This is a genomic window from Priestia sp. SIMBA_032, assembly GCF_046535215.1.
GTDB lineage: Bacteria > Bacillota > Bacilli > Bacillales > Bacillaceae_H > Priestia > Priestia aryabhattai.
Genome location: NZ_JAWRXD010000621.1, coordinates 1 through 273, shown reverse-complemented (window position 1 = coordinate 273; position 273 = coordinate 1). Strand labels below are relative to the sequence as shown.

Sequence of the window (273 nt, the reverse complement as noted above, 5' to 3'; positions counted from 1 at the left end):
CTATAAAAGCAGTAACCATAATAGTTACAGATATACAAATAGCTATTCACATATCCACAAATAGGAGGAAGAACAATGAAACATGTAATCGTTTATGCACACCCAAATACAGAAAGCTTCAACCATGCGATTTTAGAAACGGTAAAACGTGAATTAGAAGAAAAAGGTCATGAAGTACGCGTTCGCGATCTATACGAATTAAACTTCAATCCAGTATTAGGCGCTTCCGATTTCATCTCATTTTCTCAAGGAAACACACCCGAAGATATTAAA

At 35.2% G+C, this 273-nt stretch carries 1 protein-coding gene; it reads left to right on the top strand.

The window, feature by feature from the left end:
* Positions 1-75 precede the first annotated feature (75 nt).
* Positions 76-273, top strand: a 198-nt coding sequence (locus tag SB717_RS35745; RefSeq protein ID WP_410907703.1) for an NAD(P)H-dependent oxidoreductase, incomplete at its 3' end; no start/stop codon positions are given.